Below are 25,857 nucleotides of genomic sequence, written 5' to 3' on the forward strand. Positions count from 1 at the left end.
ATTCAGCGCTGCAGGTTTACGCAAAAACACGCAGCGCCCGCGGGCTGCCGGCCGCAAACCCCGCGTTCGCCAATTGAGCGAACAAGACTTGAAGCTGCTCATCGATCGCCGCATCCGATCCCTGCACGACCTCGCGTCCCACATCATCGACCAGTTCAGCGCCAAGACGGCGCGACAACTCAAGGCCCACTTCCACCATTCGTCCGAAGGCGTGGGTATCTGCCGGGGTGCAAGGCACATCCAGCAGCAACGTCAAACTATCGACACCTGCCATGCCAGCATCAAACGATTCAGCATCAGCACGAAAAAGGGTGAAGCAAACCATCCCGTGATCACCACGCCAGGCCAACACCCCTTTTTCAGACAGGAACCCCATGCTTTTCGCTGCGCTCACCACATCGGCAACGGATCGAGTAGACCTTGTGCGCAGGGTAAGGACAACTTGCCGATCCAGCGCAGCGCAGGCGCTGTCGAGGCGCAAAGCCGCTTCCAGAACGGCTTGCTGTTCGGGGCCTTCAATCGTCGCTTCCATTTGATCCGCCAGGGATTGGAGTCGATTCCATATTTGCGACCATTCGATGGCTGTCAATGCACCGCTTCGATTGGCCAGTAACACTGCCACCTGCATTGAGATGTAGGCACAGTCTGGATCGATTTTTCGCGACAAATGACCCTCGGTGGTTTGGGCAAAAACGCGAACTGGCTTACGACCTGCGCTACGAAGGGGTTGAGCAATTTCAGCCAAATCCTGAGCGCTGATGGGGGATTGAAAAGTCACCTCAATGACGATTTCAATCGTTGGATCAGGTTCGTCGCTCTCTTGCAACAAATTCGGGTCTGACAGTGAGCTTTGACCCGTCGCTGACAGGCCGGGAGCGTCGTCCAAACCACCCCAGATCGGGTCGCGTCGAATGGCTAAACCATCCTCGACGTCATTGAACAGAGGGTCTTTTTCAACAGACGGCAACGTCGCCTGCATCCGTCGACGCACACGACGATCTTGCCACCAGTTAAAGCCCAACAACATAACGATGACAACGCCACCAATGGCGAGTAGGGCAATTTGCAACTCAGGCATATATAAGCTCAGTCCTCACGCTGCTTCAGCTGCAAACTGAAGCGCCGATTCGATATCTACAGCCACGATACGCGATACGCCCTGCTCTTGCATCGTGACACCAACCAATTGTTTCGCCATTTGCATCGCAATCTTGTTATGCGAAATAAACAAAAACTGAGTTTGATCGCTCATGCTACCCACCAGATTTGCATAACGCTCAGTGTTTGCATCATCCAACGGCGCGTCGACCTCATCTAGCAAGCAAAACGGTGCTGGGTTCAGCTTGAAGAGAGCAAACACCAAGGCTGTCGCCGTGAGCGCTTTTTCTCCGCCAGACAACAGATGGATACTGGTGTTTCGCTTGCCAGGTGGTTGCGCCATCACCTGCAAGCCCGCGTCCAGAATCTCATCACCCGTCATGATCAGGCGCGCTTCGCCGCCCCCAAATAATTTGGGGAATAGGTCACCGAAATGACCATTGACCTGATCAAACGTCGTCTGCAACAGTTCTCTAGTTTCACGATCGATTTTACGGATCGCATCTTCGAGCGTTTCGATAGCCGCGTTCAAGTCTGCCACTTGAGAATCCAGAAATCCTTTTCGCTCACGCGATGTCGTCAATTCGTCAAGAGCCGCTAAGTTAACAGCACCCAAGGCCTCAATTTGACGCGTAATTCTCTGTACCTCAGTTTGCAACCAGCCGGTACGCGACCATTGCTCAGGCTGACCATTCAAGTCAGCCTTGACTTTTTCGCGGTCAACCTCACGCGCGTCGAGTTGCTCGGCAAACTGCTCGGCCGCCAAGCGCGAGGCTTGCTCTTGCAATTGCAAACTCACAATCCGTTCACGTTTGGGCTCAATCGCACGCTCGAGCGTCATTCTCTCTTCGTCAGCCTGACGCAACTGTGCACTGAGACTATCCATCTCAATACGAGCCAAACCTAAGGCCTCTTCGCACACCACCCGAGACTCTAGCGCGTCTTGCAAGCCCGCCTGTGCCGCAGCGGCATCGAGCGTTTGCAATTCTGCTTCGAGACCGACCAACTCTTGTTGCGCTCTGGTTAATTGATCCCTCGCCAGTTGCAAGTTTCTTTGCAACTCGGCGATCCGAGAACGAACCCCTCTTTCGTGAAACTCTGCCTCTTGTGCGCCACGCTCTTGATCACGAAGCAGAGCTCTAGCGGCATCTGCCTCTGCGGCCAGCGCCTCGCCAGCCATTTCAGCGTCGGCGTAAGCTTGCTGTTTGACAGCAAGCTCAGCATCAAGCTCTTCAAACTTGATATTGGCCTCTTCCTGCGTCGCGAGCAAGTCTTCTTGCTGAATCTTGACCTCAGCGATATCTTGCTCTAAGCGCCCAGACTGCGCCCTGGTCTGTTCGACCTGCTGTTGCACTCGGGTGAAGCTCAGTTGCAGATCGTACAGTCGGTTGGTGAGTTCACCCACACGCTGTCGGGCGGGTGCCAAGGCATGGGTAATTTGTTGCCACGCTGCCTCTGCTTGAGAAACCGCGGTTCGAGCCTGATCGGCAATTAACTGATTCGCTTTGATTTCACGTTGCAGATTCTCTATCTCTTGCTGCCGTGCCAGCAAGCCAGACTGCTCAGAGTCAGGCGCATAAAAGCGCACGCTGTGCGCATCGATCACATGACCAGACTGCAGAACCAGCGAGGTACCCATTGGCAGGCTTGCGCGCTTGGCAAGCGCCTGGGCAAAATCGGTGGCCACAAAGACCTGCCCGAGCCAACCGTTGAGCAAGGTGCGCAGTTCGGGATCGCTGATCCTGAGTAAAGACGTCAGCGGCGTCAAGCCAGCAACACCCGCAGGGGTCGCTGTTGGCACCGGCAACTGATAGAAAGCGACACGGGCGGGTGGATTATCTTGAGCAAACGCACGTGTCCAGTCGAGATTACGCACCTCAAGACTGGTCATACGCTCATGTAACACCGCCTCGAGCGCCGTTTCCCAACCCGCCTCAATATGCAACTTCTGCCACAACCTGGCGAGCCCTTTTAACTCATGTTTTTCTAACCAGGGCTCAAGCGCCCCCTTCTTTTGAACATCTTCTTGCAGGCTGGTCAACGCGGATAAGCGAGCCTCCAGGCGAGCAAGTGCCTCAGCATCGGCCATGGCTTTGATCCTCGCCTCACTGCGACGCGTTTCAGCTTCTGGCAGTTGGCCTTCGAGCTCAGCCAAGCGGCCGGTCGCCTCTTCGAGCAGTTCTTGCGCCACTAACTTGTCGCCATCTAGCTGCTCAAGCTCGGTCGAATCGGGAGACTTCACGCCCGAGAGTTCAAGCTTAAGTCGTTCACGTCTCAGTTCAAGCGCCTCGAGCTGGCGGTCGGTGTCGCGTTGACTTTGGGCCACCAAGGCTAAGCCTTGCTCAACCCGAGACAATCCAACACGCATCTCTTCTCTGACCGACGCAGCCTGACGAACACGTGCTTCGATTTCAGGCAATCCCGCTTGGGCGGTTTCAGCAGACAGGCGAGCTTCATCGAGTCTGGCCTGACTGGTCGCCAAATCCTCTTCGCTCTCGAGGATCTGCGTCTGGCAGTGCTCTTGCTGCGACTGCCACTCGGCCATTTGTTCTTGCAACTGTGTTCGGCGCGTCTGCAGGCGATTGCGCGATTCGACCACATGCCGAATCTCGGCTTCAAGGCTGCTGACTGCGGCATTGGCCTCGTAGAGCCGACCCTGGGCGGCATGCACTGCATCGCTTGCCTGGTAATGGGCCTGACGCCGAGACTCTAAAGCGGCCTCTTGCGCACGCAAACCAGCCATGACTTCTTCAAGCTGATTTTGCGCTTGCTCGATTTCAGCAGCGACTTTGGCGCGCTCTTCGTGAGCAGTGAGCTCTTTGAGATACCAGAGGGCGTTTTGTTTGGCCTCACCATCGGTCTGCAAGGCCCGGTATTCACGCGCGACCTCAGCTTGGGTTTCAAGCTTGGCGAGCTGGGCATTGAGCTCTCGCAGGATGTCATCCAGACGAGTCAGATTTTCACGGGTGTCGGAGAGCCGGTTTTCTGTCTCTCGGCGGCGTTCTTTGTATCTCGAAACGCCTGCCGCTTCCTCGAGATAGACCCTGAGTTCTTCTGGCTTGGCTTCGATCAACCGGTTGATCATGCCTTGCCCAATAATGGCATAGCCTTTTGAGCCGAGCCCTGTCCCCAAAAAGATATCGTGGATGTCTCGACGCCGAACTTGCTGATTATTAACAAAATAGCTACTGGTGCCATCACGGGTTAACACGCGGCGAACCGCGATTTCGGCATACGTTGCCCACTGACCAGCCGCTCGTCCATCCGCGTTGTCGAAAACCAGCTCAACAGACGCCCGAGCAGACGCTTTGCGCTGACTGGATCCGCTGAAAATGACGTCTTGCATCGACTCGCCCCGCAATTCGGACGCACGGGTCTCGCCCATCACCCAGCGAACGGCATCAATGATGTTCGATTTACCGCAACCGTTAGGACCGACCACCCCCACCAACTGGCCTGGTGTGGGAATAACGGTCGGGTCAACAAATGACTTAAAACCCGCAAGTTTGATTTGGGACAGACGCACGATAGCCGGTTAAATATACGTAACCTCTCAATGATAACGCAGGCCAGACAAAACCGACCACTAAACGGGTATCTCACTGCAATTCGGCCGTCACAGCTATACTCTGCCCAACGTCCGAAAGTTGGCTAAAAAACATATTTTGAGGATCACGAATCCGTGAATCGTGGCTTTTACTTAGTTGTTGCGGCACAAGCACTATCCTCCATTGCAGACAATGCACTGTTCATCGCAGCAATCGCGCTCATCCAGCAGTTGCATGGTCCTGACTGGATGGCACCCGTCATCAAGTGGTTTTTTGCCATGTCGTACGTGACCTTGGCAGCTTTCGTCGGTGCGTTGTCAGACTCCTATCCGAAAGGTCAGGTCATGTTTGCAACCAATGGCCTGAAAGTCGTGGGATGTCTGATGATGTTCTGCTATGCCCTGTTCAACCTGTCGGCATCCGGGCAGGTGACCTTCGTTTGTGTCGCTTATGCTCTGGTTGGCATTGGCGCGGCTGGTTACTCGCCTGCAAAATACGGTATCGTGACTGAGATGCTGGCCCCCATGGACCTCGTCAAGGGAAACAGCTGGATCGAGGGCATGACGGTGCTGTCCATCATCCTTGGCACCGTGATCGGCGGCGTTCTGATTTCGCCCACGGTCTCAGAATTATTTTTGCACCATGCCCTACTGTCAAAACTGGTCACGACACCCGCAGAAGCCGCCATTTTAATGATTGCCTTCATTTACTCGGCGGCGGCCATTATCAACCTCGCCATCCCCAATACTCGTATTTGTTACCCGATCCAGCAAAAAAATCCGCTCAAGCTGGTCAAAGCCTTTGGCGGATACGTCATGATCTTGTGGCGCGATAAGCTCGGTCAGATCTCGCTAGCTGTGACAACGCTATTTTGGGGGGCTGGCGCCACGCTTCAATTGATCGTGATTGAATGGGGCAAACAGCATATGGGTTACCGGTTAGATCAAACCTCCATTCTTATGGGGATCACGGCACTGGGGACAGCTGTCGGTGCCGTGGCAGCTGGCAAGGTGCCGCTCAACAAATCGCTTCGTGTGCTGCCCATCGGGGTCGTCATGGGGTTTCTTGTCATGCTTATGCCGTGGATTAACACGGCCTGGTCTGCCTATATTCTGTTATTTGCGATTGGGGCAACCTCGGGTTTCTTTGTGGTGCCGATGAATGCACTGCTGCAGCATCGGGGTCACGTCTTATTGTCGGCTGGCCATTCAATTGCCGTACAAAACTTTAATGAGCAGATCAACATTCTGTTGATGGTAGCGATCTACACGTTTCTGTTGTATCTGAAATTACCCATCAATACCATCATCACCCTGTTCGCCTCCATCGTTGCCGCGCTGATGATCGTGCTGATCCGCTGGAGCCATCGCAACTTGCGCCGTGACCCCGAACTCTGCAAACAGATCGGTCAAGAAGGTCACGGTACAGCGCTATAGCGCCTCGGATTTCGCCTGCGTTATGTCAATGCGATGTCAAGCGCTAACTCAACGGTTGTAAATCCCGCCATGCGACTGCTTTTTCTTCAGGACGACGCAGTAAATACGCGGGGTGATACGCCACCACCACGGGTATTGACTGGCCCTTAGGTGCATAGTCGACCGGTTTGCCGCGTGAGGTACGCAGCGATTGCTCATCCCCCAGCACTGCACTCACGGCACTCTGCCCAAGCAACAGGATCTGTTTGGGGCGCAACAACTCGATCTGCCGCTCGAGAAAAGGACGACAGGCGGCTACCTCTTTGGGTTTCGGATTTCGGTTGCCCGGTGGCCGACATTTAATCGCATTTGTCATGTAGACTTTTTCACCACGGTCGCGTCCGATGGCATGCAACATATTGTCAAGTAATTTTCCAGACTTACCCACAAATGGTTTTCCCTGGCGATCTTCTTGATCGCCGGGTGCTTCACCGATAATCATCACCTCGGGCTGGGGCGACCCTTCACCCACCACCACATGCTCTCGCTCATGACAAAGACTGCAGGCAACGCATTGCGCAACCGCTGCAGCGAGTGCCTCCAGGGTGTCCAATTCTGCCACCCGAGGGGCAAGGAGGTGTGCCCGAGCGGGCAACGCCTCAGCAGAAACGCCAGGTGAACCCTCAGACGACGACGCAGCAGGCAGCGCAAAAGCAGCTTCAGTTGAGGGCGTGGCAGAAAGCACCGGGGCAAGCGCTGGCAGCCACGGCTTCTCAATCCCAAGCTCACGCAGCCAGGCCATCTGCAGCGCAGAAACCGTCGACCTCGTCCTAGCGTTCAGATCAGTTGACATCATTGAACCCCGAGAAATACCTTCTGCAGCACCAGCGCGTCTTCGCGGCCGCCTCTGCCGGCGGGATAATAATCGCGTCGTGTCCCGATTTGTTCAAAGCCGTAGCGCGCATAAAAGCTAAGGGCTGATGTATTGGACGGACGCACTTCAAGCAAAAGCCCATCAGCGCTTCTAGCTCTTGCGTCACGACTGACCTGCTCAAGCAGCATCGTTGCAATCCCTTGGCGCTGAACGTCTTTGGCCACGGCCACGACCAGAATATGCGTGACATCCGGTGCTGCCATTGCAACACAAAACCCGAGCGCCTTTTTTTTGTCGCGAACGACCCACGCCTCATACCCAGAGGCCAGTGCATCCTGAAAATTTCTTTCTGTCCAAGGAAACGACTGCACGGCACGTTCAATATCCAGCACATCCGCCAAATCTGCTGAGGTCATGGGCAGCAACGAAATATCCGAACGCATCGAGGCTCGTGGGTTTCCGCCATCACCAAGCGCTCGCTCAAGCGTCGTAAAAGCGACTTTATCGCGTAAGTAAAGCGGCGCAGCGTGCTCTGGCGCAATGACCTGACCCAAGGCCAGATAGTCGCGTGCAAGTTGAGCCACCCACTGCGCGTGTGGCAATTCAGTCTCATTGACCAGCACGCATCCAAGTGCTCTTAGCGACTCACGGGCGGTGGCGTCAGCCAATTTCCAGCCTTCTCCGGTCAGTTGAATCGCAGAATTAACGCTGAGCCCCTGCAGGGCAGCGTTGCGCAGCCACAAGTCTCGCCTGGTTTCAATGAGTAAGCATGCATCTGCCGCCGGCACTAACACGGGCGGTTGAAGGGTAATGAGCTTGCCGTCGGCCCCCGTGAAGTAAGCTGCCACATACATCTCGTCCATCCGTGCATCGAGCGCGCTCACAATCACATGACCTGACGTGGTGCCCATGGCAGCGGCAATAGCAGTGAGTGCCCCGACAGGGATCAGCGGGACATCCAGTGCCATGCCAAGCCCTTGGGCGACCCCGCACGCCAACCTTAAACCTGTAAACGCACCTGGGCCTTGATCAAAGGCGATCGCCGTCAAATCGGTCTTTTTGATCGCATGTGCGAGCAACAGTTCATCGACCAAAGGGAGCAGATGTTGCGCATGGCCAGCGCTGGCGGTGAGGCTGCGCTGATCACGGACAACCGTCGACGCTCGCTCAACCAGCAAGGCGACACTGCAGGACTGAGTGGAGGTTTCTAACGCAAGTAAAACGGTCATCTGTCTATTGTAGTGAAAGAATTTTGTAACTTTTTGTTATAGAAACGTAAGCTTTTTTCATATTGTGTAAAACCTTATGAAATACGGCGTCGATGCACACCAATGCCTGCTATATTTTTTTGCATGAATACAAAGTACCCCTCTCTATCCAGAAAAATTCTGATTGTTGACGACGACGAAAGATTGCGTGATCTGCTCAGCAGATACTTCACCGACCAAGGCTTTCAGGTCTTTACCGCCGAAGATGCCAAAGAGATGTCGCGCCAGTGGCAACGAGAATACTTCGATCTGGTCATTCTCGATGTCATGATGCCTGGTGAAGATGGTTTGTCAATTTGCAGGCGCATGCGTGGCGGGCAAGACGACACCCCTGTCATCATGCTCACGGCAAAAGCTGAAGACATTGACCGCATCATTGGCCTTGAAATGGGTGCCGACGATTATCTCGCCAAACCCTTCAATCCTCGCGAATTACTCGCCCGAGCCAATGCGATTTTACGCAGACGCAGTCCAGACGAACACCCCGGTGCACCCAGTCAAGAGACCGAAGCGATTACCTTTGGCCCGTTCGTCTTGAATTTATCCAGCCGAAGCCTGACTCGCCAAAACAACCCCATCACGATCACGACTGGCGAGTTTGCCGTGCTGAAAGCGTTCGCTCGCAACCCCCGCTCACCGATGTCACGCGACAAACTCATGGAGCTCGCCCGAGGTCGCGAATACGCTGCTTATGACAGAAGCCTGGATGTGCAGATTTCAAGGTTACGCAAGCTCATTGAGACTAATCCGTCTAAACCCGCCTACATACAAACTGTCTGGGGTCTTGGTTATGTTTTTGTACCCACGGGCCATCGCTAAAAAGCAATCCGTCTTTTTATTCTTGCGGGCATTGGTTCTGCTTGCTTTGATCACGGTCACAGGCTTGCTCTTTGAAGCGGTGCTTGAGCAGACCATCGACGAAGATCCTTTGTTAAACACGGCTTCAGATATATTCTGCGCGCTAGGCCTTGCGTTGATCGGTGCCCTTGTCTTCATGAACTACGTTGACCGTACGGCAATCAAACGGCAAAAGGCCGAAAAAGAACGTGAAATTCTGCTGGCTGGCATCTCACACGATCTGCGCACGCCTTTGACCCGAATGCGGCTTGAAATTGAGCTGAGTGCCATGAGTGAACACGCTAAAACAGCGATTGATCACGACTTGGCGCAAATCGAGCACACCTTGGGTCAATTGATGAATTACGCCAAACCGTCGCGTGCCAAGCCCATGGAAACCATCAACTTATCTGATGTCTTGCAGACCTTTATTCAAACTGAAAAGAGGCGATGGATGGGTTTGAAGGTGACCCTGTCGGTAAAAATTGCGCCGGATGTACTGATCAGAATTGGCAGACAGGATGTCTCTCGTGTACTGATGAACTTGATTGACAATGCCTTGCGCTATGGTCGCAACGACAAAGGCCAACTTGATTTGCTGATCCGCCTTGAACGAACCGATGCGCTGGCTTTTCTTGAAATTTCAGATCGTGGTCGCGGGGTGACCCCCGAAGATACAGAAAATCTTATCCGTCCCTTCGTCAGAGGCCAACGACAGGCCAGCGATGTGGGTGGCGCTGGTTTGGGGCTTGCCATCGTTGAACGTCTGCTCAGACGAGCAGATGCCGAGCTAACGTTATTAGCCCGAGAGGGTGGTGGCCTAACCGCGCAAATTTGCATCCCTTGTCAAGCGTCGATTGCCACCAACAGTGCCACGACGGTGGCCGCAATCCCTTCTTGACGCCCTAAATAACCCAGGCCTTCATTGGTTTTAGCCTTGATATTGATGACACCCGGTGACACGCGCAGGTCAGCGGCAATATTGGCCACCATCGCATTCGCATGAGGCCCAATCTTAGGGGCTTGCGCATGGACGGTGGCGTCAAGGTTCACCAACCGCCATCCTGCCTCGTTGACTTTTGCATAGGCAGCTCGCAGCAAGACGCGGCTGTCTGCCCCTTGATAGGTCGGGTCCGTATCTGGAAAATGACGACCAATGTCACCCAGGCCCGTTGCACCCAGCAGTGCGTCGGTGATCGCGTGCAACAACACATCCGCATCTGAATGGCCGAGTAAACCACGCGGATGAGGGATGGTGACACCACCAATGATCAACGGACGACCCTCAGCAAATGCATGTACGTCAAACCCTTGTCCCACTCTCATCGCCGACCCCTTTAAAGCCATGATGCCACCCAAGCGAGGTCTTCAGGCCACGTTACTTTGACATTACGGCCTGACCCTTGCACTAATAATGGACGAAACCCAGCAGCCTCCATTGCCGAGGCCTCGTCTGTGATGGATAGCCCCAACTGAATTGACTGCGATAGCGCCCGAGTCAGTTGCCCAGCTCGAAACATCTGCGGGGTCTGCGCCAACCACAAGCCCTCTCGCTGAACCGTCTGCTGAACGACACTATCCTGAGTCGTTGATCCCGTGCTTGCTGGGTCTATCCTTTTGAGCGTGTCAGCCACGGGCATCGCCAACAAACCGCCGTCGCCCCCAGCCAAACAGGCATCGATTAAGCGGGTAAGCGCTTGCTGAGGTAAGCCTGGTCGAGCCGCATCATGGACCAATACCCAGTCGTCAGCCGCTAGGTGCGCGCGCGCCAGCCCATTCAACACCGTCTGAGCCCGCGTCTCACCGCCGCAAGGGTACCAGGCCGTTCGAGGCAAATCTGACAGGACGCCGATCACTCTCTCGTCCCCCGGCGCGACAATCACGCAGACCTCTGAGACGCGCCCATCCTGAAGCAAGGCCTTGACCGCGTGGCGCAGCATCGGTTCGCCTGCAAGTAATTGATATTGCTTAGGTAATGGCGGCTGCCCTCGCATCGCCGCACGGGCACCAACACCGGCAGCAGGCACGAGGGCAATTATTTTCGAAGAGGGAGAGGTTTCACGCATCACTATGATTTTATAATCGTTCTTTGCTTTTTAGATTGTTATGACATGTCGGTCGCTTTGACTGCTGTTCCCGCGCTGCTTGCCGCATTAAAACCCGGTTTGCGATTTGCACACCCCCGTCCCGCCGGCTCTGGGGATGCCATGCTATTGGCCCAGATCGCTCGCCAGGCACGTCAGACACTGGTCGTTTTGACGGCTGACCCGCTTGAGGCGCAGCGATTATCCGAAGAAATCAATATCTTTGACCCTAGCTTGCGGGTGCGGCCGTTGCCCGACTGGGAGACCCTGCCTTACGACAGCTTCTCGCCGCATCAGGATTTGATCTCAGAGCGGTTAAGAACCTTGCACGCACTGCTGCAATCTCATGTCGATATTCTGACGGTACCCGTGACGACGGCGCTGTACCGGTTGCCTCCACCAAGCTTTCTCGCGGCTTACACGTTCTCGTTCAGACAAGGGGACAAGCTTGACGAGGCTGCCCTGCGCCAGCAACTGATGCTGGCCAACTACGCGCATGTGTCTCAGGTCACGATGCCAGGCGAGTTCTGCGTCAGGGGCAGTCTGATTGACTTGTTTCCCATGGGGTCCGTTTTACCCTACCGAATTGATTTGTTTGACGACGAGATAGAGTCGATTCGGGCGTTCGATATTGATACGCAGCGCAGTCTTTATCCCGTCAAAGACGTGCAGTTATTGCCCGGCCGTGAGTTTCCGATGGATGAGGCTGCGCGCAACCTTTTCCGAGCCAAGTTTCGAGAGGTATTTGAAGGTGATCCGTCGCGCGCCCTCCTGTACAAGGATATTGGTGCGGGTATCCCTTTTGCTGGGGTCGAATATTATTTGCCCTTGTTTTTTGAAGCAACCGCAACCCTGTTTGATTACCTCGGGCCCAATACCCTGATGGTGACCACGGGTGATATCGATGATTCGATGCTCAGATTTGCCCGGGATACCAGCAGTCGATACAACTTTCTGAAAAGCGATCGAGAGCGCCCCGTGCTGGCGCCTGAAGCGTTGTTCTTGAGTCAAGAGGCCTTATTCGAACAGCTCAAACGCTTTCCACGCATTGCCCTGACCAGCGATACTCCTCATCCTGACTTTACGGCGGCCCCTGAAGTCGGGGTAACGCGACGGGCCGAAGACCCTCTCGCCAAGTTACGTGCGCTACTCAGCAATCAATCGATGCGAGTATTGCTGTGCGCCCAGTCGCACGGGCGCCGTGAGACGATTCAGCAAATGCTGGGCGAGCATCAGATCAGGCTAGATGCGCAAACCGAGTCGGTCTCTGAGTTCATCGACAGCACAGCGCATTTCGCCATTGGCGTTGCCGCCCTAGACAAAGGGTTTTGTGTCGCTGGTCAGTCGCTCATTTTTCTGACTGAAAATGATCTGTACCCGAGTCACGGCACCTCGGCCAGACGCGGGCGTAAAGACCAAGAGCGCGCCAGTGACGTCGAAGCCATGGTGCGCGACTTGTCTGAACTCAGGCCAGGGGATCCCGTCGTTCACACGCAACATGGCATTGGTCGTTATCACGGTCTGGTCAATATGGATTTGGGTGAAGGGCAAACTGAATTTCTGCATTTAGAGTACGGCAACGAAACCAAACTCTACGTGCCAGTATCGCAGCTACATGTCATCGCACGCTATAGCGGCGCAGATCCGGATGCGGCCCCCCTGCACTTGCTGGGATCTGGACAATGGGACAAAGCACGCCGTAAGGCGGCTCAGCAAGTCAGAGACACCGCCGCAGAACTGTTAGATCTCTATGCCAAGCGGGCAGCGCGCGAAGGCTTCGCGTTTAAGCTGCCCATCGGGGATTACGACTTGTTTGCCGAAGGCTTTGGCTTTGACGAGACGATTGATCAAGCGCAGGCCATTCAATCCGTTCTAGCCGATATGACCTCAGGCAAACCGATGGATAGATTGGTTTGTGGAGACGTCGGGTTTGGTAAAACCGAGGTGGCTTTGCGCGCTGCGTTTCTTGCCATTGCCAACAATCGTCAAGTGGCCTTGCTCTGCCCGACGACCTTGCTCGCGGAGCAGCACGCACAGACCTTTGCCGATCGTTTTGCTGACTGGCCCGTGCGGGTGGTTGAGCTATCCCGTTTCAGATCGGCGAAAGAAGTCGCCACTGCGATCGAAGGAATCAATGCCGGGACGGTCGACATCGTCATTGGTACGCACAAAATCCTATCAAAAGACGTCAAGTTCAAGCAATTGGGCTTGGTTATCATCGATGAAGAACATCGATTCGGGGTCAGGCAGAAAGAAGCGCTGAAGGCCTTGCGTGCTGAAGTCGATGTGTTGACCTTAACCGCAACCCCTATCCCTCGCACACTCGGTATGTCATTGGAAGGCATTCGCGATTTCTCAGTGATTGCCACGGCACCGCAAAAGCGCTTGGCGATCAAGACTTTTGTGCGCAGAGAAGACAACAGCACCATCCGAGAGGCACTGCTGCGAGAGCTCAAACGAGGTGGTCAAGCCTACTTTTTGCACAACGAAGTCGAAACCATTCACAACCGACGCGCGCGCCTGGAGGAACTTGTCCCAGAGGCGCGTATCGCGGTGGCTCACGGGCAAATGGGTGAACGTGACCTTGAACAGGTCATGAAAGGTTTCTATCAGCAACGGTTTAACGTCTTACTTTGCACGACGATCATTGAAACAGGGATCGATGTGCCAACCGCCAACACCATCATCATTCACCGGGCAGACCGCTTCGGTTTAGCTCAGTTACATCAGTTGCGAGGACGAGTCGGCCGATCGCATCATCAGGCTTATGCCTATTTAATGACGCCCGGCGAAGATGCCATCACCAAGAACGCCAGAAAGCGACTTGAAGCGATTCAAGCGATGGAAGAGCTTGGGGCCGGATTCTTCTTGGCGATGCACGACCTCGAAATCCGCGGTACAGGTGAAGTGCTGGGGGATTCACAATCGGGCAACATCCAGGAAATCGGCTTTTCGATGTACAACGACATGCTCAACGAAGCTGTGCGTGCCATGAAAGCAGGTGAAGAACCTGATCTCGATGCACCGTTTAGCGCAGGCTGTGAAGTCAACCTGCATGCGCCTGCCCTCTTACCTTCTGACTACTGCGGTGATGTGTCAGCTCGACTGTCGGTTTATAAGCGCTTGTCGAATGCCAAAGATGAGGACGGTTTAATTCGGATTCAAGAAGAGTTAATCGACCGTTTCGGCAAACTGCCTGATGCAGCTCGGGGATTGATCGCGACGCACAAAATTCGGTTAACCGCCATCGCGCTCGGCTTGCAGAAAATTGATGCCAGTGAGTCTCAGATTCTGTTGCAGTTCAAACCAAGCACGACCGTCGATCCGTTAAAGCTCATTGAGCTCGTGCAAAAACAGCGGCACATCAAATTTGCCGGTCAAGATAAACTGCGCATTGAAGTTCAAAGCACTGACCTCAATACGCGAGTCGATGCCGTTAAAGCCATGCTGCGCGCTATTAGCTAGTTTCTACTCTATTCATTGGTTTCTATTCATGAATGATCGAATGCTGTCCAACACCCACGTTGTTATCCAAGCCCCAGGTTTAGGGGCTAGCCTGATTGAGCAAGCCGCAGCAATCGCGAGTTGCGCGGGCCTTCATCGCATTAGTCACACCGCCACGCGTTTACTCAACGTCAGCGACGATTCGCAAACCAAAGCTGATCTGGTTGCTTGGGGTGATAAAGCGGGTGTAGATATCGCCTATATTCAGGCTGGTGCAAAACTTGCCGATTGCAAAATCCTGGCGATGGATATGGATTCAACCTTGATCAATATCGAGTGTATTGATGAGATCGCGGCCTTCGGTGGGGTCAAAGAACAGGTGTCATCCATCACCGAAGCGGCGATGCGTGGCGAGATCAAAGACTTCAGTGAAAGTCTCATCCGACGAGTGGCGTTTCTTAAAGGGCTGTCTATCGATGTGCTTGACGCCGTCTATGAACAGCGCTTGCAGTTGAACCCTGGCGCTCAAACCTTAATCGACTCGGCAAAACAGGCTGGGATAAAGATCTTGCTGGTATCAGGCGGTTTTACCTTCTTTACGGACAAGCTGCGAGCAAGACTCGGTCTTGACGCCGCGCATTCAAATACGCTTGAACAAATAGATGGCTGTCTGACGGGACGAGTTTTGGGCCGCATACTTGATGCACAGGGTAAAGCCGACACGCTGGCTGCCTTTGCCAAAGCCCATGACGTGTCACCGGATCAGATTATTGCGATTGGTGATGGGGCCAATGATTTAAAAATGCTGGCATTGGCCGGCTATTCGGTTGCCTACCGCGCAAAGCCAGTCGTCCGTGCACAGGCGAAATACGCCCTGAATGTCGCTGGGCTAGATGGGGTATTGAATTGGTTTGAACAGTAGGCGTTTGATCAGTCGAGAGCCGAGATGAGCGGTTGGGTTCGCACGTTGACCGCTCAAGACATCACGACAAGTACTTCTGGGCTGATCTAACCAGATCAGCGCTTGAGTAGATAACGGTAAACAAAACCCGGGAAGGCCAACACCACAAAAAGGCAAAAGGTGATGGCGTAGAAATCCCAGTTTTGTGCAAACACATTGCCCAAAGCTGATTCAAAAGCCCAGCCTACAGCGCCGACCACACTATAAAACACCATCAACTCGGCCGCTCTGACCCAAAAGGGCTTGACCCGCTGAAAGCTAGTCACTGCCACTAGCCCAAACACGCGTTCGCTCATGAAAGGCAAATTTGCGAGTGCAACGGCCAAGGCGATCAACAACCAGACTGCTATCGATTGATTCATGCGGTTACCGACACCGCTCGCATCAAATGAAGGCTGATTGGATGGCGCGCACGCACAGATTGATCAAATCGCTGGGCAACACGCCCAACGCCAGCACAGCCAGGCTGTTGACCGCCATGAGCGTGCTGGTCGGCCAAGCCGCTTTGGCCACCGGCCCAGCATTGATCTCTGGATCATCAAAGTAGATGACCTTGAGCACACGCAGGTAATAAAAGGCACCGACCACCGAAAACAAGACAGCGAAGACGGCGACCCACAGATGATCAGATTGCAGCAACGCCTGCAAAATCAGCAACTTGGCCGTGAAACCGACCAGAGGTGGCAAGCCGGCTAACGAGAACATCGTGACTAGCAAAACACCCGCCATCCAGGGGCTGCGACGGTTCAAACCTTTTAAATCTGAAATCTCTTCGCACTCAAACCCTTCTTTAGATAAGAGCATGATCATCCCGAAGGTGACGAGGGTGGTCAGCACATAGGTCAACATGTAGAAGAGCGCAGAGCCGTAAGCATAGGCATCACCGCCTGCCGCTTCATTGGACGTACCCGAGGCAACCCCGAGCAGCACAAAACCCATATGCGAAATGGTCGAATAGGCCAACATGCGCTTGAAGTTGGTTTGCATGACAGCCGTCAGGTTACCAATAGCCAGCGACAACATCGCCAAGATCAATAGCATCGGTTGCCAACTGGCTTGCATAGAGATCAAGCCGTCAGCCAACATCCGCAACAAGATCGCGAGCGCCGCCAATTTGGGGGCGCCAGCCACGACCAGAGTCACCGCTGTCGGTGCACCTTGATAAACGTCGGGTACCCACATATGGAAGGGGACAGCACCGAGCTTGAACGCCAAACCAGCAACCAAGAAGACCAAACCAAACACGAGCGGATACTGTTTTGGCTGCCCCGACATGATGGCATCACCAATATCAGAGATATCGATCGAACCCGTCGCGCCGTAGATCATCGACATACCATACAACATGAATCCCGACGCGAGTGCCCCGAGTACGAAATACTTCATGGCGGCTTCTGTTGACACCTCGTGATCTCGACGTAAAGCAATCAGGGCGTATAGCGACAACGACATCAACTCGAGCCCAAGGTAGATGCTCAGGAAACTATTGCCCGAGATCATGATCATTTGACCGAGCAGTGCAAATAGCACCAATACATAGTACTCGCCCCCGCGCAACATATCTCGGCTCTGCAGATACTCGCGGCTATAAACAAGGGTTGCAAATACGGCTGCGTAAGAGGCTATCTTTAACACGGTGGCGAGCTGGTCAACGACGAATAAACCAGAGAAGCTTGCCCCCTCAATACCGTTGGTGGCCTGAAGACCAGTGAGCAGGGCCAGACCGACCAGCGTCAGCAGTGACAGGCTATAAGCCAAGGTGCGTCTGGGATCATTACTTAACGCATCCAGAACGAGAATGACCATACCCATCACGAGTAGGAAAATCTCTGGCGCGGCCAAAGCAAAGTCGAATTGGGATTGCATCATGGCGAGGCTTACAGTTTAGAAATTGAAACGTGTTGCAGCAGGGCCTGAACTGATACGTGCATAACGTCAGTAAAGGGCTTGGGGTAGAGACCCATGAAAAGCACCGCGATGGCCATCACCCCGAGGATGAAAAACTCTCGGCTCGAAACGTCTTTGAGCGCACGAACGTGATCGTTAGCGATTTCACCAAAGACGACTCGCTTTGCCATCCACAGGGTATAGGAAGCACCCAAGATCAGCGCGGTCGCCGCCAGCAACCCAACCCAGAAGTTGGATTTGACGGCCCCCATGATGACCATGAACTCACCCACAAACCCGCTGGTCGCAGGCAAACCCGCGTTCGCCATACTGAACAGTACAAAGAAGGTCGCAAACTTCGGCATGGTATTCATCACACCACCGAACTTGTCGATTTCATGCGTATGCATCCGGTCGTACAAGACACCGATGCAATAAAACACGGCCCCAGACACAAAACCGTGCGAAATCATTTGAACGATCGCACCCTCTAGACCAGCGGTGTTAAACAGAAACAAGCCCAGTGTCACAAACCCCATATGGGCGACCGACGAATAGGCCACCAGCTTTTTCATGTCGTCCTGAACGATAGCCACCAAGCCGATGTAGATCACGGCAATCAATGACAGCGTGATCATGAAGGGGGCCAACGCCAGTGAAGCATCCGGCGCAATGGGTAGGGATAACCGGATGAAACCGTAAGCGCCGAGTTTCAACATGATCGCAGCCAGCACAATCGAGCCACCGGTTGGTGCTTCCACGTGCGTGTCAGGCAACCACGTGTGCACAGGCCACATCGGCATTTTGACCGCAAACGCCGACATGAAGGCGAAGAAAATCATCGTCTGTTCAGTCATCGTCAGAGGCAGTTTATGCCACGTCAAAATATCAAACGAGCCGTCTGCACGACTCCAGAGATAAATCAAGGCGATTAACGTCAAGAGCGAACCGAGGAGGGTGTACAAAAAGAATTTGAACGCCGCGTATACGCGATTTTCGCCGCCCCACACCCCTACGATGATGTACATCGGGATCAACGTTGCTTCGAAAAACACATAAAACAACATGCCGTCCAGGGCGACAAAGACGCCGACCATCAAACCCGACAAAATCAGAAAACATGCCATGTACTGAGCCACGCGGCTCGTGATCGCTTGCCAGCCAGCTAACACCACGATGATCGTGATGAACGAGGTCAATAGCACAAACCACAATGACAGCCCATCAATACCAAGATGATAGAACACCCCGAAAGACGGAATCCAGTTTCTAAATTCCACAAACTGCATGGCAGCTGAGGTTTGGTCGAAATTGAGGTAGAGAGGAAGGGTGATTAAAAAGCTCACCACCGCCGCGACCAGCGCCAGCACCCTGACAAGGGGTGCTCGCTGGTCGTTGCCGATTGCCAGAATAATTAAACCAAATGCGATAGGAACAAATATCGCAAGCGTGAGCCAAGGGGTAAAGTTAGAAGCCATCTCGCTTGCCATCATTTATTAAACAGGACAAAGAAGCTGATCATGGCCATGAGGCCCACGATCATCGCGAATGCGTAGTGATAGATATAGCCAGATTGCCCACGACGGACGACAGCGGCAATGGCACCCACCAAGCGAGCCAAACCGTTGACAAAAACCCCGTCAATGATCGCTTTATCACCACCTTTCCATAAGCCGGTGCCAAGCAGACGTGCGCCGCGTGCCACCACCTGCTCATTGAACCAGTCAAAGTAATACTTGTTGTTTAACACCGTATTGAGCCCAGACAGATGTTTCTCGATCGCAGCAGGGACTTTTGGGTTAATCAAGTAGCAATACCAAGCCACCACAAAACCAGCCGTCAACAGTAGAAACGGCACACTGATAAAACCGTGTAAGGCCGCCTCAACGAAGCCGTGCCATTCGTGCGCCAACTCATGCATGGCGGGGTGCTGATGCAAGACCGTGATAGCGTCGTTGAAGTAGGTACCGAACAGCAATGGATCGATGGCCAGTGCGCCCAAAATCAGCGAAGGGATGGCCAGGGCGATCAGCGGCACCGTGACCACCCACGGTGACTCGTGTGGCACGCCACCATGGTGCCCGTGGTCATCGTGCCCGTGGTCAGCATGATCACCGTGATCGTGGTTGTCATGGCTATGATCAGCGTGGGTGTCAAACCGCTCTTTGCCGTGAAACACCAAGAAGTAAACACGAAACGAATACAAAGAGGTGATGAACACGCCACTCAACGTTGCGTAATACGCAAAGGATGAACCCCACACATTCGCCGCGGCTGCCGCTTCGATGATGTGATCCTTCGAGTAAAAACCGGCAAAGAACGGCGTGCCCACCAGTGCCAGCGTCCCGATCAAGAAAGTGATCCAGGTGATCGGCATATATTTGCGCAAGCCACCCATGTTGCGAATATCCTGATCGTGGTGCATACCCATGATCACCGAACCAGCCCCAAGGAACAGCAACGCTTTGAAGGCGGCGTGTGTCATGAGGTGGAAGATCGCCACCGGATAAGCCGACGCCCCGAGCGCAACCGTCATATAACCGAGTTGAGAAAGCGTTGAATACGCTACCACCTTCTTAATGTCATTTTGCACAATACCCAGGATGCCTAGAAACAACGCACCAATAGACCCGATCACGATAACGAAGGACAACGCGGTATCGGAGAGTTCAAAGAGGGGTGAGAAACGAGCGACCATAAAGATACCCGCGGTCACCATGGTTGCGGCATGGATCAGTGCAGAAATCGGGGTTGGGCCTTCCATCGAATCTGGCAACCAAGCGTGCAAAGGCACTTGAGCCGACTTACCCATTGCCCCAATGAAGAGGCAAATACAAGCAACGGTAATAAGCAACCAATCTGAGCCAGGCAACTTCAACGTGGCCAAATGATCTGCCTGTTTGAAAATCTCACCATAGTGCATCGAACCGGCATATGCAAACAACAAACCGATGCCAAGAATGAAGCCGAAATCACCCACGCGGTTGATCAGGAAGGCTTTCATGTTGGCGAAAATTGCCGTCGGCTTGGTATACCAAAAACCGATCAGCAGGTAAGACACCAAGCCCACCGCCTCCCAGCCAAAGAACAGTTGCACCATGTTATTCGACATGACCAGCATCAGCATTGCGAAGGTAAACAACGAGATGTAGGCGAAGAAACGCTGATAGCCTGGGTCTTCTGCCATATACCCGATGGTGTACAAGTGCACCATCAAGGAAACGGAGGTGACGACCACCATCATCAGTGCGCTGAGCGGGTCAATCAAGAAACCAACTTCAAACTTGATGTTGTCCAACATGGCCCAGGTATAGACCGTGCCATCAAACCGAGCCCCATGAATGACATCAAGCAGCACCATGACTGAACCAATCGCAGAGACCGCGACTAACGCAATGGTGATGACGTGGGCTGCCCGACGGCCCACCTGGCTGCCCATAAAACCGGTCCCGAACAGGCCAGTCAACAATGCCCCTAACAGCGGAGCCAGGGCAATAATCAAATAAATCGAAGGTACGCTAGACATATCTTATATTCGTCCGGTCAGCCTTTGAGGCGGTCAAGTTCATCGACATTGATGGTGTTCAGATTGCGGAACAACAGCACCAGAATGGCCAAACCGATAGCGGCCTCTGCAGCTGCGACGGTAAGGATAAAGAAGACAAACACCTGACCGATGGAATCGCCGTACCAGGTAGAAAACGAGACAAAATTCATGTTCACCGCGAGCAACATCAATTCGATGGACATCAGCAGCACAATCAGGTTTCGGCGATTCAAGAAGATGCCGAACACCCCAATCGCGAACATCACTGAACCCAGGACGAGAAAATGGTTCAAGGTCAAGGTCATCATGCTTTGTCTCCTGAAGGCGAATCCTCTGTGACAGCGGGCGTAGGATTCGCACCAATCGCTGCCTGGCTTGGCATATCGACCAAGCGGACCCTATCTTTTGCACGAACCCGGATGGCCGCAGCAGGATCGTTATATTTGACGTCGCGACGATGGCGCAGTGTCAGTGAAATGGCGGCAATCATACCCACCAGCAAAATAACAGCGCCTACTTCAACCGCAAATGGGTATTCGGTATACATGACCGTGCCAAGCGTCTTTGCGTTGTTGTAGTCAGCCCCCATGTCAGCGGCTGGGCCGACATCTTTAAAGCTTGTCGTCAGCACCAGCGACATTTCGACCACCAGAATGGCACCAATCGCCAAACCAAGGGGCAGATAAGTCTTTAGGCCTTGGCGTAACGCTTCCATTTTGACGTCAAGCATCATGACCACGAACATGAACAAGACCATCACCGCGCCGACATACACCAACACAAGCAACAATCCCAGAAATTCAGCACCTAACAAAATCCAGATCATGGAAGCGTTGGCAAACGCGAGAATCAAGTGCAGCACAGCAATGACTGGCCCAGAGGCGGTAATCACTCTCAGACCCGCGTAGACCAACACCGCTGAGAAGAGGAAGAACAGGATAGTATCGAGTGTCATATTTTCAAGCCCTGATGATCAGCGATAAGGCGCATCAGCTGCACGGTTTTTTGCGATTTCATCTTCATAGCGGTCACCGACGGCCAGAAGCATGTCCTTCGTGAAGTAAAGATCTCCCCGCTGTTCGCCATGATATTCGTGGATGTGTGTCTCGACGATTGAATCCACCGGACAACTTTCTTCACAGAAACCACAGAAAATGCACTTGGTCAGGTCAATGTCATAGCGTGAGGTACGGCGCGAACCATCTTCACGCACGTGGGATTCGATGGTAATCGCCATGGCTGGGCAAACAGCTTCGCAGAGTTTGCAAGCGATGCAGCGCTCTTCCCCATTGGGATAGCGACGTAACGCATGCAAGCCGCGAAACCGCGGCGACATAGGCGTCTTCTCTTGTGGATAGCGCAAGGTGATCTTGCGTTTGAAGAAATACTTGCCCGTCAGCTTCATGCCTTTGAGCAACTCGATAAGCAGCAGACTGCCGAAAAAATCTTTGATCGCTTCCATTACTTGCCTTTTTGCCGTTTTGTCGCGTTCATTTCCAGATGTTCCAAGGGGTCTGCATCCAGATCGCTACCACCACTAACCAAACACCGGTTAACGGGATGAAAATCTTCCAGCCCAAACGCATAATCTGATCGTAGCGATACCTCGGGAAAGAGGCGCGGAACCAGATAAACAAAGACACCACCACGAAAGTCTTGAGCGCAAGCCAGATCCAGCCGGGGATCCAGCTCAGCGGCACAATATCAATGGGCGAGGTCCAGCCGCCCAAGAACATGATCGATGCCATCGCAGACAAGAAAATCATGTTGGCATACTCGCCCAGGAAGAACAGCGCAAACGCCATGCCTGAGTACTCAACCATATGGCCCGCCACAATCTCAGACTCGCCCTCGACCACGTCAAAAGGATGCCGATTGGTCTCAGCAACGATTGAGATCACGTAGATCACAAACAGAGGTAGCAAGGGCAACCAGTTCCAGGACAGGAAAGTCAAGCCCATACTGGCGAACATACCGCGCGACTGGCCGTTCACGATGGCAGACATATTCATACTGCCCGAGACCAGCAACACGGTCACCAACACGAAGCTCATCGCCAACTCATAAGACAGCATCTGCGCCGAGGCACGCATCGACGCCAGAAACGCATACTTTGAGTTGGATGCCCAGCCTGCCACGATCACCCCGTAGACGCCCACCGAACTGAGTGCTGCCACGTAGAGCAAACCCGCGTTGACGTTAGCCAGCACAACCTCCGGGCCAAAGGGTACGACAGCCCAAACCGCGAGTGCTGGCATCAAGGTAACCACAGGCGCCAAAATGAACAATATTTTGTTGGCCTGGCTAGGCACAATAACTTCTTTGGTGAGCAACTTGAACACGTCAGCAAAGGGCTGCAGCAACCCTCTGAACCCAACCCGGTTAGGGCCGCGACGCACGTGCATAAAACCGATCATCTTGCGCTCCCAGTAGGTCAGGTAGGCCACGCAAATAATGACAGGCAAAGCAATAACGATGATTTTGATCAGAATCCACAGCACATACCAGACGGTCGGGCCGAGCAAGGCTGCACCGTAAGATTCAACCATATTGAGCAAATCCTTCATCAGGCACGCTCCACGCTAATTTCTGTAAATGCGCCACCGAGGGCCATCGTCTCATCAAATCCAGCCGATAACCTGATGGTACCGGGCGTCACTTTTCTGTCAGTTTGGGCTGCGATCATGATCTGACCGGTCGCCGATTTGACGCGCACCATCGACGACACATCAAGGCTTAAGGCAGTCACGGTGTCTGGGTGCAAGCGAGCAACAGGTGCTTGTGAGGCTGCAGAGAGTTGCAACGCTGTCGCCCGGCGAACCATGGCATCGCTACGGAAGATTGGCAGATCAGCGACACGTTGTAACCCAGCACCAGAGGCGCTCACGCCAATCTTGGCGTCTATCTGATTGGACAGTCGAGCTTCAACGCCCCCTGAGAGCACCGCGTCGCGAACCGACTCTGACGACTCTTCATCAAACCCGCTCAACTTCAGCAGGTTACCGAGTACGCGAAGCACCTTCCAGCCTGGCCGCGTTTGGCCGAGTGGGGCAACCGTGCCTTTAAAGCTTTGCGCAGTGCCTTGGGCATTGACATAAGTGCCCGATGTCTCAGTAAAAGGAGCAATCGGCAACATCACGTGCGCCCACTCACGGGCGGCTGAGGCAAACGGCGTTAAAGCAACTACAAACTGAGCTGCGTGCAAGGCTGCCAAGGCCTGCTGGCCGTTGTCGGCATCCAGACTTGGCTCAGCATGCATGACCACATAGGCTTTCAACGGCTCGTCAAACATGGCGGCCGCGGTTTTACCACTCTGCTTGGGTATAGCGCCGGCCAAGTAGCCGCCGACGGTATTCGCACCCGCTGTCAAGAAGCCTAAGGTGCCACCCGAGAGTTGGGCGACGAGCTGTGCATTGGCTGCAATCAGCGAGGCTTGGGGTGAATTCACCGCGACGCTCCCCAGCAACACGGCGGTCGTTTCACCACTGGCCAAGCTTTGAGCGATCGCAAGCGCTTGTTCACTAGGCTTCACGCCAGACAGCGCGTCAGGCACTGCTACTGCTTTCAGACCCGATAACGCAACTGCGACTTCAGCCAAGGTATTAGCGATGGCATCAGGTCGCACCAAGGCACGCGCGGCCAATTTGATCAACGCATCGTCACCGGCAACATCAATCGTCGACACCTGAGCACCTTGCTTGGCTGCTTGACGCAAGCGTTGGGCGAACAGGGGGTGATCTTTACGCAAGAAAGAGCCGACGACCAACACACGATCACGCGCGCCCAAATCGGCGATAGGCATCCCCAGCCAGGGCACGCCAGTGAGCGCCGAGTCAAACGCAGCATCGGTCTGACGTAAGCGGAAATCAATGTTGTCTGAGCCCAAACCGCGGACGACACGGGACAACAGTGACAACTCTTCCAGGGTTGAGTATTCAGCGGCTACGGCACCAATCTGTGTCGCACCAGACTCTTGTTTGACCGTCTCTAAACCTTGTACGACTGCTTGCAGGGCATCTGCCCAAGACGATTCACGCCACTGGCCGTCACGACCTTTAATCATGGGCATCTGCAGACGATCGACAGAATTCAGCCCTTCATACGAGAAACGATCGCGGTCACTGATCCAGCACTCGTTGATCTCTTCGTTTTCAAAGGGCACCACACGCATGACCTGATCGTCTTTGACCTGAATCACAAGATTCGAGCCAACGCTGTCATGCGGAGAAACAGAGCGGCGACGGGCAAGCTCCCAGGTGCGGGCGTGATAGCGGAATGGTTTAGACGTTAAAGCACCAACGGGACAAACATCAATCATATTGCCCGACAACTCGGACTCAACCGCTTGGCCGACGAACGTGGTGATCTCAGAATGCTCTCCACGACCGATCATGCCGAGCTCCATCACGCCGGCGATCTCTTGACCAAAACGCACACAGCGCGTGCAGTGGATACAGCGTGACATCTCTTCGGCCGAAACCAGCGGCCCGAGGCTTTTGTGAAACACCACCCGTTTCTCTTCGGCATAGCGCGACGAAGATGAACCATAACCGACAGCCAAATCTTGTAATTGACACTCGCCGCCCTGATCGCAAATCGGGCAATCCAGCGGATGGTTAATCAGCAAGAACTCCATGACGCTTTTCTGTGCCGCGACCGCGCGCTCAGAACTGGTGTGAACCACCATGCCATTCGTTGCAGGCGTGGCACAGGCAGGCATGGCTTTAGGCGCTTTCTCGACTTCAACCAGACACATGCGGCAATTGGCTGCAATGGACAGTTTCTTGTGGTAACAGAAATGCGGCACGTAGACGCCAAGCTTGTGGGCAGCGTGCATCACCATGCTGCCTTCTTGCACTTCGACTTTCTTGCCGTCGATGGTTAACTCAACCAT

General features: G+C 53.9%; 20 protein-coding genes. 5 read left to right on the top strand and 15 right to left on the bottom strand.

Annotation, left to right across the window (positions count from 1 at the left end):
* Positions 1–16 precede the first annotated feature (16 nt).
* A complete protein-coding gene (locus tag AC1W8Y_RS05995) occupies positions 17–1,078 on the bottom strand; it encodes a cell division protein ZipA C-terminal FtsZ-binding domain-containing protein (RefSeq protein WP_482013567.1) in 1,062 nt (353 codons plus the stop codon).
* Between the two features lie 15 nt (positions 1,079–1,093).
* Entirely contained in the window at positions 1,094–4,624 is a 3,531-nt protein-coding gene (gene smc, locus AC1W8Y_RS06000; protein WP_482013568.1) for a chromosome segregation protein SMC, read from the bottom strand.
* A 156-nt stretch (positions 4,625–4,780) separates the two neighbouring features.
* On the opposite strand from smc, the gene lplT reads away from it, so the two are divergent.
* Positions 4,781–6,082 carry a lysophospholipid transporter LplT gene (gene lplT, locus AC1W8Y_RS06005; protein ID WP_482013569.1) on the top strand — a complete coding sequence of 434 codons (1,302 nt, stop codon included), beginning with the start codon at positions 4,781–4,783 and terminating at the stop codon, positions 6,080–6,082.
* A gap of 43 nt (positions 6,083–6,125) precedes the next feature.
* On the opposite strand, the gene AC1W8Y_RS06010 is transcribed toward lplT, so the two are convergent.
* Together AC1W8Y_RS06010 and tsaB are read right to left on the bottom strand one after the other, a co-directional pair.
* Entirely contained in the window at positions 6,126–6,917 is a 792-nt protein-coding gene (locus AC1W8Y_RS06010; RefSeq protein ID WP_482013570.1) for a uracil-DNA glycosylase, read from the bottom strand.
* Positions 6,914–8,164 carry a tRNA (adenosine(37)-N6)-threonylcarbamoyltransferase complex dimerization subunit type 1 TsaB gene (gene tsaB, locus AC1W8Y_RS06015; protein ID WP_482013571.1) on the bottom strand — a complete coding sequence of 417 codons (1,251 nt, stop codon included), beginning with the start codon at positions 8,162–8,164 and terminating at the stop codon, positions 6,914–6,916. The genes AC1W8Y_RS06010 and tsaB overlap by 4 nt, the downstream gene beginning before the upstream one ends.
* Positions 8,165–8,287: 123 nt before the next feature.
* Here tsaB and ompR point away from each other — a divergent pair, with 123 nt between their 5' ends.
* Together ompR and AC1W8Y_RS06025 are read left to right on the top strand one after the other, a co-directional pair.
* Entirely contained in the window at positions 8,288–9,022 is a 735-nt protein-coding gene (ompR, locus tag AC1W8Y_RS06020) for an osmolarity response regulator transcription factor OmpR (RefSeq protein WP_482013572.1), read from the top strand.
* Positions 8,994–9,941 carry an ATP-binding protein gene (locus AC1W8Y_RS06025; protein ID WP_482013573.1) on the top strand — a complete coding sequence of 316 codons (948 nt, stop codon included), beginning with the start codon at positions 8,994–8,996 and terminating at the stop codon, positions 9,939–9,941. Before ompR ends, AC1W8Y_RS06025 begins: the two co-directional genes overlap by 29 nt.
* On the opposite strand, the gene ispF is transcribed toward AC1W8Y_RS06025, so the two are convergent.
* Positions 9,887–10,387, bottom strand: coding sequence for a 2-C-methyl-D-erythritol 2,4-cyclodiphosphate synthase (gene ispF / locus AC1W8Y_RS06030; protein WP_482013574.1), 501 nt, complete (start codon positions 10,385–10,387; stop codon positions 9,887–9,889). The genes AC1W8Y_RS06025 and ispF overlap by 55 nt on opposite strands.
* Positions 10,378–11,106 (bottom strand): 2-C-methyl-D-erythritol 4-phosphate cytidylyltransferase, encoded by a 729-nt coding sequence (ispD, locus tag AC1W8Y_RS06035; protein ID WP_482013575.1) that lies wholly within the window; start codon positions 11,104–11,106, stop codon positions 10,378–10,380. Before ispD ends, ispF begins: the two co-directional genes overlap by 10 nt.
* Before the next feature lie 45 nt (positions 11,107–11,151).
* On the opposite strand from ispD, the gene mfd reads away from it, so the two are divergent.
* Both mfd and serB read left to right on the top strand, forming a co-directional pair.
* On the top strand, positions 11,152–14,589 hold the full coding sequence (gene mfd, locus AC1W8Y_RS06040) for a transcription-repair coupling factor (protein WP_482013576.1): 3,438 nt from the start codon (positions 11,152–11,154) through the stop codon (positions 14,587–14,589).
* 43 nt (positions 14,590–14,632) lie between these two features.
* The gene (gene serB / locus AC1W8Y_RS06045) at positions 14,633–15,490 is read left to right on the top strand and encodes a phosphoserine phosphatase SerB (RefSeq protein ID WP_482013669.1); all 858 of its coding nucleotides are present in this window, start codon (positions 14,633–14,635) and stop codon (positions 15,488–15,490) included.
* Between the two features lie 95 nt (positions 15,491–15,585).
* Here serB and AC1W8Y_RS06050 read toward each other — a convergent pair whose 3' ends face one another.
* Genes AC1W8Y_RS06050 through nuoG form a run of 9 tightly spaced genes read right to left on the bottom strand, consistent with a single transcriptional unit; the run spans position 15,586 to position 25,857 of the window.
* The gene (locus tag AC1W8Y_RS06050; RefSeq protein WP_482013577.1) at positions 15,586–15,891 is read right to left on the bottom strand and encodes a DUF2818 family protein; all 306 of its coding nucleotides are present in this window, start codon (positions 15,889–15,891) and stop codon (positions 15,586–15,588) included.
* 22 nt (positions 15,892–15,913) lie between these two features.
* Positions 15,914–17,398 (bottom strand): NADH-quinone oxidoreductase subunit NuoN, encoded by a 1,485-nt coding sequence (nuoN, locus tag AC1W8Y_RS06055; protein WP_482013578.1) that lies wholly within the window; start codon positions 17,396–17,398, stop codon positions 15,914–15,916.
* Between the two features lie 8 nt (positions 17,399–17,406).
* Positions 17,407–18,909 (bottom strand): NADH-quinone oxidoreductase subunit M, encoded by a 1,503-nt coding sequence (locus AC1W8Y_RS06060; RefSeq protein WP_482013579.1) that lies wholly within the window; start codon positions 18,907–18,909, stop codon positions 17,407–17,409.
* Complete coding sequence (gene nuoL, locus AC1W8Y_RS06065; protein ID WP_482013580.1) at positions 18,906–20,942, bottom strand: NADH-quinone oxidoreductase subunit L; 2,037 nt, start codon at positions 20,940–20,942, stop codon at positions 18,906–18,908. Before nuoL ends, AC1W8Y_RS06060 begins: the two co-directional genes overlap by 4 nt.
* A 17-nt stretch (positions 20,943–20,959) precedes the next feature.
* Entirely contained in the window at positions 20,960–21,268 is a 309-nt protein-coding gene (nuoK, locus tag AC1W8Y_RS06070; RefSeq protein WP_482013670.1) for an NADH-quinone oxidoreductase subunit NuoK, read from the bottom strand.
* On the bottom strand, positions 21,268–21,918 hold the full coding sequence (locus AC1W8Y_RS06075) for an NADH-quinone oxidoreductase subunit J (protein WP_482013581.1): 651 nt from the start codon (positions 21,916–21,918) through the stop codon (positions 21,268–21,270). The genes nuoK and AC1W8Y_RS06075 overlap by 1 nt, the downstream gene beginning before the upstream one ends.
* Before the next feature lie 18 nt (positions 21,919–21,936).
* Positions 21,937–22,425, bottom strand: coding sequence for an NADH-quinone oxidoreductase subunit NuoI (gene nuoI / locus AC1W8Y_RS06080; RefSeq protein WP_482013582.1), 489 nt, complete (start codon positions 22,423–22,425; stop codon positions 21,937–21,939).
* Between the two features lie 28 nt (positions 22,426–22,453).
* On the bottom strand, positions 22,454–23,530 hold the full coding sequence (gene nuoH, locus AC1W8Y_RS06085) for an NADH-quinone oxidoreductase subunit NuoH (protein WP_482013583.1): 1,077 nt from the start codon (positions 23,528–23,530) through the stop codon (positions 22,454–22,456).
* Positions 23,530–25,857, bottom strand: coding sequence for an NADH-quinone oxidoreductase subunit NuoG (gene nuoG, locus AC1W8Y_RS06090; protein WP_482013584.1), 2,328 nt, complete (start codon positions 25,855–25,857; stop codon positions 23,530–23,532). The genes nuoH and nuoG overlap by 1 nt, the downstream gene beginning before the upstream one ends.

The sequence above is a fragment of the Jezberella sp. genome, assembly GCF_964834465.1.